The sequence below is a fragment of the Curtobacterium sp. UCD-KPL2560 genome (assembly GCF_001705035.1).
Classification (GTDB): Bacteria; Actinomycetota; Actinomycetes; order Actinomycetales; family Microbacteriaceae; genus Curtobacterium.
The window spans coordinates 1-7,449 of record NZ_MCIG01000108.1; the positions used below are offsets into that span (position 1 = coordinate 1).

Sequence of the window (7,449 nt, forward strand, 5' to 3'; positions counted from 1 at the left end):
CGCACCACCGATCCCCCGCCCCCGCCCCCGCGGCTCGACCGCGATGGTGAGCTCGGGCACGTCTGCCGCCACGAACCCGTACCCGGGGTCGTCCTCGGGCAGGAAGCGCGCCCAGACCACCCCGACCGGCCCGTCGTCGTCGACCGCGACGACGCCGTGGTCCCGCGCGGGGTCGAAGCCCTGCCAGTAGTGCGCGAACTCCGGCCGGTCCAGGTCGGCGTCCGTGAAGGTCGCGGCCTGCCAGTTCATCGCGGCGAGCGTGGCACGGCGCAGCAGCTGCTCGTCGTCCGCGGTCACGGCACGGAAGCGCACGCCGTCGACCTCCGGCAGCACGGCCGCTGCACTACTGGAGACCGCCGCCGCCCCCGCGCCGGGCTCCGCCCCCGCTGCCGCACCGGTCAGCCGCTGCTCGCACAGCACCTCGTCGTCACCCCGCGGGTACGTCAGCGCCGCGAACCGCCCCTCGGGGTCGAGGCGCTCGAGCAACGCCCGCGTGATGTCGTCGAGCTGCCCGACCTGCTCGTCGGTCAGGGCGTCGACGACGAACCGCCGTGCCGTGCGAACGTGGTCCGGGGCCGCGGCGACGATCGCGTCGTACCCGGCGTCGGTGAGCCGGACATCGGTGGCCCGCCGGTCGTCGACCGAGGGGCAGCGCCGCACCAGGCCGCGCTTCTCGAGCCGCGACACCACGTGCGACAGCCGCGGCAGGGACGCGTTCGTGGCCGAGGCGAGCGCCGACATCCGGAGCGTGCGCGACTCGGTCTCGGACAGCATCGCGACCACCATGTAGTCGAAGTGGGTCAGGTCGGCGTCCCGCTGCAGCTGCTGGTCGAGCGCCGCCGGCAGCAGCTCCATGACCGCCACGAGCTTCATCCAGGCGCGGAGCTGTGCACGCGTCAGCCACGGTGTCTCGTCGGTCATCCACCCATGCTAGCGATTGGTTGTCGATGCAACCAGTGCCGGACGCCGACGTGCAGCGAGCACACCGACCACGAGCGCGACGACGACGACCGCGAGCAGCACGCCCTCGACGACGAGCAGCCGCGTCGTGTAGTCGAACGGCAGCACCGTGGGGTTCTTCTGCCCGTGCGCCTTCGCGGCGATCTCGGGCACCACGACGAGGGCGAGCACGCTGCCGAGCACGACCGCCGACTGCACGACGACGAGCACCCAGGCGCGGAGCGACCGTCCCGCCCGGCGGAGCAGCAGCCCGACGCCGACGACGAACGGCGACAGCACGACGTCGTGGAGCACCACCGCGCCGAGCAACCACGTCGCCAGCCCCCAGATGCGGTTCGGTCGGACCGTCGTCACGAGGACGGTCGCCCCGAACGCGATCACCAGCACGCCGAGCACGACGAGCACGATGCGTGCGGCCCTCATCGGATCACCTCGATCTTCCCGATCCACTTCGTCTGCAGCACGCCGGGTCTGCCGGGTGCGATGACCCGGGCCGGGAACCCGTGGTCGAGGTCGAGCGTCGCGCCGTTCACCTCGAGCGCCACGAGGGTCGTCGGATCGGCGGCGTACTCGGGCCCCATCTCGGTGACGCGGTACCCACCGCTCCGTTCGAGGCTCGTGATCCGCAGCGACGACGCCGGGTCGGCCTGGACGGCCGCGAGGAGGTCCCGCATCCGCACGCCCCGCCAGCTCGCCATCTGGCTCCAGCCCTCGACGCACGAGATCGGCAGCTCGGCGGTGTCGGTGCCGAGCGCGACGAGCTCCGCCCGCGAGAAGGACCGGGTGACGTCCGGTCCGACGACCGTGAGGGTCCAGTCGGCCGCCGTCGCACTCGCGAGCACCCCGGCGGCGCGTGCCGTGCGGTTCACCGGGAGCGCGTTCGGGCCGACGTGCCGCTGCCGCGCGCCGAAGACGTTGAGCGGTTCGAGCAGCCGGTTCGACTGCCCGGCGGTCAGGGCGACGACCCCGACGGTCGCGGCCGTCACGCCCGCCACGAACCCGCGTCGGGCGACCAGCTCACGACGACCGGTGGTCGCCTCGGTCGACGGACGGGAGGCCCGCCCCGCGTCCGTCGCGTCGGCCGACGGGCCGTCACCGGTCGGCGCAGCGTCCGGCGCGGCCTCCTGGGCGCCGCTGGCCGGCGCAGCCGGCCCGTCCACCCACCGCAGCACGCGTCCGGTCAGACCACGGGGGTAGGGCCCGACCGTCGGCACGGCCGCAGCGGACGCGCCGGCGGTGGGGTGCGCCTCCCGGCCGGTCGGCGGCAACAGCTCGCTGCCCACCGACGGGTCCACCACGAAGCGCCCCTCGGCGTCGTACGAGTCGCGCGCCCGCCAGTACCGCGCGATGATCCGCAGCTGCACACCCACGTGCAGCACGATCGAGCCGATGATGACGTAGGCCAGCGCGTTGTGCACCTGGCGGAACGGGAACGGCCACGGGTACCACTGGTACGTGTTCACCAGGCCGGTCGCGACCTGCACGAGCGCCGACGCGACGAGCACCGCGATCGACAGCCGTTCGAGCAGGTGCAGCACGCCCCGGACCGGCGGCACCTGGGCCAGCGCCGGCATCACGGCGTTCAGCTTCGCGAGCAGGAGCGGGATGATCGCGATGCCCGCGGTGATGTGCAGGCCCTGCGTGAACTGGTAGAGCTGCACCGGTCGGGTCGGGAAGCGCATGCCCGGCAGCGGGTCCTGGAGCAGGTGGCTGTAGACGCCGGTGACGAAGCAGACCAGGAACGCGACGCCGAGCAGTCGACCCCACACCACCGCCGAGCGGGCGTTCCGGTTCGGCGAGGCCATCGCGGCACGGGCGTCCAGCAGGAGCCGTCGCAGCACGGATAGCCTCGGGGCACCATGAGCCACCGACAGCGCGCCGCCCGACTCCTGCCGACCGTCCTGGCCGTCGTCGGCGTGCTGGTGCTCGCCGGTGTCATCGCCCACGGCGTCACGCATCTGGGGTTCCTCCGTGCCGGTCATCGTGCACCATTCGTAGGCTGGACGCTCATCGCTTGGACCGTCTTCGCAGGTGCGGCCCTCGCGCTCCGGTCCGTCCCCCGTGCGTGGGCGACCCGGATCGTCCTCGGCGGCGCGGTCGTCGTCGGGGTCGCGGCGCTCGTGGGACCGCCGAACACCAGTACCGACTCTGCCCGGTACGCCTGGGACGGGATCGTGCAGCACGCCGGGATCTCCCCCTACGCGCACACGCCGCAGTCCGGGGCGCTCGCCGGACTCCGGCCCGACTGGCTGTTCCCGGACAAGGTCGACGGCACGTGCAAGCCCCTCGAACCGCGGATGCGCGGCCTCGGCGACGGTGCCGACGGCCACTGCGTCGCGATCAACCGGCCGGACGTCGTGACGATCTACCCGCCGATGGCCCAGCTCTGGTTCGCCGGGGTGCGGGCGTTCGTCCCCGCCACCGCGCAGTACCTGCCGTTCCAGGTGGCCGGGCTGCTCGTGTCGCTCGGGGTCACGGTCGGGCTCGTCGCGGTGCTGCGTCGCGTCGGGCGGCCGACCTGGTGGGCCGCGCTCTGGGCCTGGTCGCCGCTCGTCGCGTCCGAGGCCGTCACGAACTCGCACGTCGACGTCGTCGGGGCCGCACTCGCGACGGCCGGCGTCGTGCTCGTCACCTTCGGCCGACCGATCTGGGGCGGGATCGCCCTCGGAGCCGCGACCGCGACGAAGCTCATCCCCGCGATCGTGTACCCGCCGCTGCTCTCCCGCTGGCGGCACTGGTGGGCGGTCCCGGTCGGCATCGCGGTGTTCGGCCTGCTCTACGTGCCGTACGTCCTGACGACCGGGGTGAAGGTGCTCGGCTACCTGCCCGGGTACCTCTCGGAAGAGGGCTACGAGGACGGCTCCCGGTTCGCCCTGGTGTCGCTGCTCGTGCCGGGCGACGGGGCGACGGTCCTGGTCGGGCTCGCGGTGCTGCTCGCCGCCGTGGTGTCGTGGCGCCTCGCCGACCCGGCGCGCCCGTGGTCCGCCGAGGTCCTGATGATCGGCGTCACGTTCCTCGCGGTGACGCCCCGCTACCCCTGGTACGCGCTGCTGCTCATCCCGTTCGTGGTGCTCTCCGGCCGGTGGGAGTGGCTGTCCCTCGGCCTGGCGATCGCCCTCCGCGGGGTGTGGCCCTCGGTCGACGCCTTCCGCTGGTGGCTCGGCGCAGCGGTCCTCGTGATCCTGGTCGTCACGCTCCTCCGCACCGACCGCGACACCTGGCGCCGGTGGGGCCGACGGCTCGACCCGCGGAGCTGGCGGGACGACGTCGGTGGCCACCGACCGTCGGCCGTGCCCCGCAGCACCGGCGTCGGCAGGTAGCATCGGCCCGGTGACGGCGAGGATCCTGCCCGCGACGGGCGACCGGCCCACGGCGACCGCCGTGCCCGCGACCTCGCTGCTGCGCCGCGTGCGCGCCACCACCGCCGGGCTGACACCGCGCCCCGCCGACGACCCGTCGCTGGTCGACCGGTTCGGCCGCCGCGCCGTCGACCTGCGCGTCTCGCTCACCGAGCGCTGCAACCTCCGCTGCACGTACTGCATGCCGGCCGAGGGGCTGCCGGTCATCCCCTCCGACGCCCTGATGACCGCCGACGAGATCGACCGCCTGGTCGGGCTCGCGGCGCGCGACCTCGGCGTCCGCAAGGTCCGGTTCACGGGCGGCGAACCGCTCCTCCGCGCCGACCTGGCCGACATCGTCCGGCGGTGCTCCGCCCACGGCGTCGAGCTCTCGCTCACGACGAACGCCATCGGCCTGGCGAACCGGGCGCAGGCTCTGGCGGACGCCGGACTCCGCCGCGTCAACGTCTCCCTCGACACCGTCGACCCCGACGTCTTCGCCGAGGTCACGCGCCGCCCGTTCCTCGACCGCGTGCTCGAGGGCATCGCCGCCGCGGCCGACGCCGGGCTCGGCGTGAAGGTGAACGCGGTCCTGCTCCGCGGCGTCAACGACCACCTGGCGACCGACCTGCTCGCGTGGTGCCTCGAGCGCGGCCACGAACTGCGGTTCATCGAGCAGATGCCGCTCGACCCCGGGCACGCATGGGACGGCGCGACGATGATCACCGCGACCGAGATCCGTGCGGTCCTCGGCGAGCGGTACGTGCTCACCCCGGACGAGGCCCCGCGCGACGGTGCCCCCGCCGAGCGGTACCGCGTGCACACCCGGGACGGCGCCCTGCTCGGGACAGTCGGGATCATCGCGAGCATCACCGAGTCGTTCTGCGGCGACTGCACCCGCACCCGCCTGACCGCCGAGGGCCACGTGCGCTCGTGCCTGTTCTCGGACGACGAGGTCGACCTGCTCGGACCGCTCCGCGCGGGTGCCGACGACGCCGTCCTGACCGACACCTGGCGACGCGCGATGTGGGCCAAGCCCCGCGACCACGGCGACGACGTGGACGGCATCGTGCACCCGGCACGCGGCATGAGCGCGATCGGAGGATGACCGTGACCACCCTGCGCTTCTTCGCGGCGGCACGCGCCGCCGTCGGGACCGACGAGACCACGACGTCCGCGCCGACCCTCGACGACGCCCTGCGCGCCGTCCCCGCCGCCGACGCCGAGCGTTGGACGGCCCTGCAGGAGCGCTGCTCCTACCTGGTCGACGGGGTCACCACGCGCGACCGCTCGACGTCCCTCGTCGGCGTCGGCACGGTCGACGTGATGCCGCCCTTCGCGGGCGGGTAGCGCTCAGCCCGCCGGTTCGTACACCGCGACCTCGTCCGGTGCGACCGTCATCCGGACGGTGATGCCCGGAGCCAGGCCGAGTGCGGCAGCCGTCGCGACCGTCACGTCCGCCACGAGGTCGGCGGTGCGCACGCGCACGAGGCCGTCCCGCGGCTCGAGCGCGGTCACGGTGCGTCCCGGCCCGGTGCCGTCCCGGCCCACGCGGACGGCCGTCGGGTGCAGCGCGGCCACGACGGGTCGGCCGGGAGGCACGGTGCGGGTCGACGACGCCAGCTCGCCCCCGCCGTCGAGTGCGATCCCCGCCGCGGTGGCGGTCCCGCGGACGAGCGCGAGCCCGGAGAAGGACGCCGCGAACGGCGTCCGCGGGTGCCGGAGCACCGCCTCGACCGGCCCCTGCTCGACGACGCGGCCGTCCTGCAGCACCACGACGCGGTCGGCGAGCGCGACGGCCTCGAGCGGGTCGTGCGTGACGAGGAGCGTCGGCCGGCCGGTCCGTGCGGTGGCGAGGGCCTCACGGACGTCCGCGCGGGCGTCGAGGTCGAGCGCCGAGGTCGGCTCGTCGAGGAGCAGGACCGCGGGGTCGGTGGCGAGGGCCCGGGCGATCGCGACGCGCTGGGCCTGCCCGCCGGAGAGCGTCGCCGGCGCCCGGTCGCCCAGCCCGGCCACGCCGACCAGCGCGAGGGCCGTGGCGGCCCGGTGCCGCGCCTCCCGTCCGCCCGCCCCGGCAGCGCGCGGACCGAAGGCGACGTTGTCGGTGACGGACAGGTGCGGGAAGAGGTCGGCCCGCTGCGCGACGAGGCCGGTGCGGCGGCGGTGCGCGGGGAGCCGGGCGAGGTCGCGACCGTCGAGGTGGACCGTGCTGTCCGTGCCGCGGAGGAGCCCGGCGACGGTCTCGACGACCGTGGACTTGCCGGCGCCGTTCGGACCGACGAGCGCGACGCACTCGTCGGGGCCGACCGTGACGGTGACGTCGACGCCGCGGGACGGGTCGACGACGCGGGCGTGGAGTCCCGCTGCCGGCGAGGTCACGCGACCACCGCCCGGGTGCGCAGCGACGTGACCCCGATGACGACTACCGCGACGACCACGAGCACCAGGGCGAGCGCGACCGCGGTGTCCGGGTCGACCTCACGCTGCAGGTAGACCTCGAGCGGGAGGGTCCGCGTCACGCCCTGCAGGCTGCCCGCGAAGGTGAGCGTGGCGCCGAACTCACCGAGTGCCCGTGCGCCGCACAGCACCAGGCCGGAGACGATGCCCGGCAGGACGCGCGGGGTCGTCACGGTGAGGAACGTGCGGGTCGGTCCGGCGCCGAGCGTCGCCGCGACCCGCTCGTACCGGTCGCCGCCGACGCGCAGGGCACCCTCGACGCTCGACACGAGGAAGGGCATCGACACGAACACCTGCGCCATCACGACGGCCGTCGTGGTGAACGCGATGCGGAGTCCGTACTCGTCGAGGAACGCGCCGAGCAGGCCGAGCCGCCCGAACGCCGCGAGGAGGGCGAGGCCGCCGACCACCGGCGGGAGCACGAGCGGCAGGAGCACGAGGGCGCGGAGGACCCCGACCCACCGGGCCGTCGAGCGGGAGAACAGGACGGCCAAGGGGTAGCCGAGCACGAACGCGATGCCCGTGGTCGCGGCGGCGGTGCCGAGGGACAGCCCGAGCGCCGTGGTGGACGCGGGCGAGGTGACGAGTGCGACGAACGAACCCCAGTCGACGCGGCCGACCATCGCGAGGACGGGGACGACGACGAACAGGCCGCCGAGGGCCGCGGGGACGGGGAGCCACCACGGGACGGGCA

Annotated in this window: 8 protein-coding genes; 3 read left to right on the forward strand and 5 right to left on the reverse strand. The window is 74.6% G+C overall.

Annotation, left to right across the window (positions count from 1 at the left end):
• From BEP24_RS18200 to BEP24_RS15380, 3 genes are all read right to left on the reverse strand, one after another.
• Nucleotides 1-921, reverse strand: a 921-nt coding sequence (locus BEP24_RS18200) for a GNAT family N-acetyltransferase (protein WP_366556888.1), incomplete at its 3' end; no start/stop codon positions are given.
• Between the two features lie 9 nt (nucleotides 922-930).
• Complete coding sequence (locus BEP24_RS15375; RefSeq protein ID WP_065964888.1) at nucleotides 931-1,383, reverse strand: hypothetical protein; 453 nt, start codon at nucleotides 1,381-1,383, stop codon at nucleotides 931-933.
• Nucleotides 1,380-2,801 carry a molybdopterin-dependent oxidoreductase gene (locus BEP24_RS15380; RefSeq protein WP_253181728.1) on the reverse strand — a complete coding sequence of 474 codons (1,422 nt, stop codon included), beginning with the start codon at nucleotides 2,799-2,801 and terminating at the stop codon, nucleotides 1,380-1,382. Before BEP24_RS15380 ends, BEP24_RS15375 begins: the two co-directional genes overlap by 4 nt.
• Before the next feature lie 18 nt (nucleotides 2,802-2,819).
• Between BEP24_RS15380 and BEP24_RS15385 the strand changes: the two genes are divergently transcribed.
• The 3 genes from BEP24_RS15385 (at nucleotide 2,820) to BEP24_RS15395 (ending at nucleotide 5,648) form a co-directional block, all read left to right on the forward strand.
• Nucleotides 2,820-4,280 carry a glycosyltransferase family 87 protein gene (locus BEP24_RS15385; RefSeq protein WP_065964890.1) on the forward strand — a complete coding sequence of 487 codons (1,461 nt, stop codon included), beginning with the start codon at nucleotides 2,820-2,822 and terminating at the stop codon, nucleotides 4,278-4,280.
• An 88-nt stretch (nucleotides 4,281-4,368) separates the two neighbouring features.
• Entirely contained in the window at nucleotides 4,369-5,406 is a 1,038-nt protein-coding gene (gene moaA, locus BEP24_RS15390; RefSeq protein ID WP_065964897.1) for a GTP 3',8-cyclase MoaA, read from the forward strand.
• A gap of 2 nt (nucleotides 5,407-5,408) precedes the next feature.
• A complete protein-coding gene (locus tag BEP24_RS15395; protein WP_216093153.1) occupies nucleotides 5,409-5,648 on the forward strand; it encodes a MoaD/ThiS family protein in 240 nt (79 codons plus the stop codon).
• A gap of 3 nt (nucleotides 5,649-5,651) precedes the next feature.
• Here the strand turns inward: BEP24_RS15395 and BEP24_RS15400 are convergent, their stop codons facing one another.
• On the reverse strand, nucleotides 5,652-6,677 hold the full coding sequence (locus BEP24_RS15400; protein ID WP_065964893.1) for an ABC transporter ATP-binding protein: 1,026 nt from the start codon (nucleotides 6,675-6,677) through the stop codon (nucleotides 5,652-5,654).
• A partial coding sequence (locus tag BEP24_RS15405; protein ID WP_065964895.1) for an ABC transporter permease occupies nucleotides 6,674-7,449 on the reverse strand: 776 nt, incomplete at its 5' end. The genes BEP24_RS15405 and BEP24_RS15400, both read right to left, overlap by 4 nt.

Excerpts from the sequence above, each read along its gene's own strand:
- BEP24_RS15375 (WP_065964888.1), bottom strand. The coding sequence starts at position 1,383 with ATGAGGGCCGCACGCATCGTGCTCGTCGTGCTCGGCGTGCTGGTGATC.
- BEP24_RS15385 (WP_065964890.1), top strand. The coding sequence starts at position 2,820 with ATGAGCCACCGACAGCGCGCCGCCCGACTCCTGCCGACCGTCCTGGCC.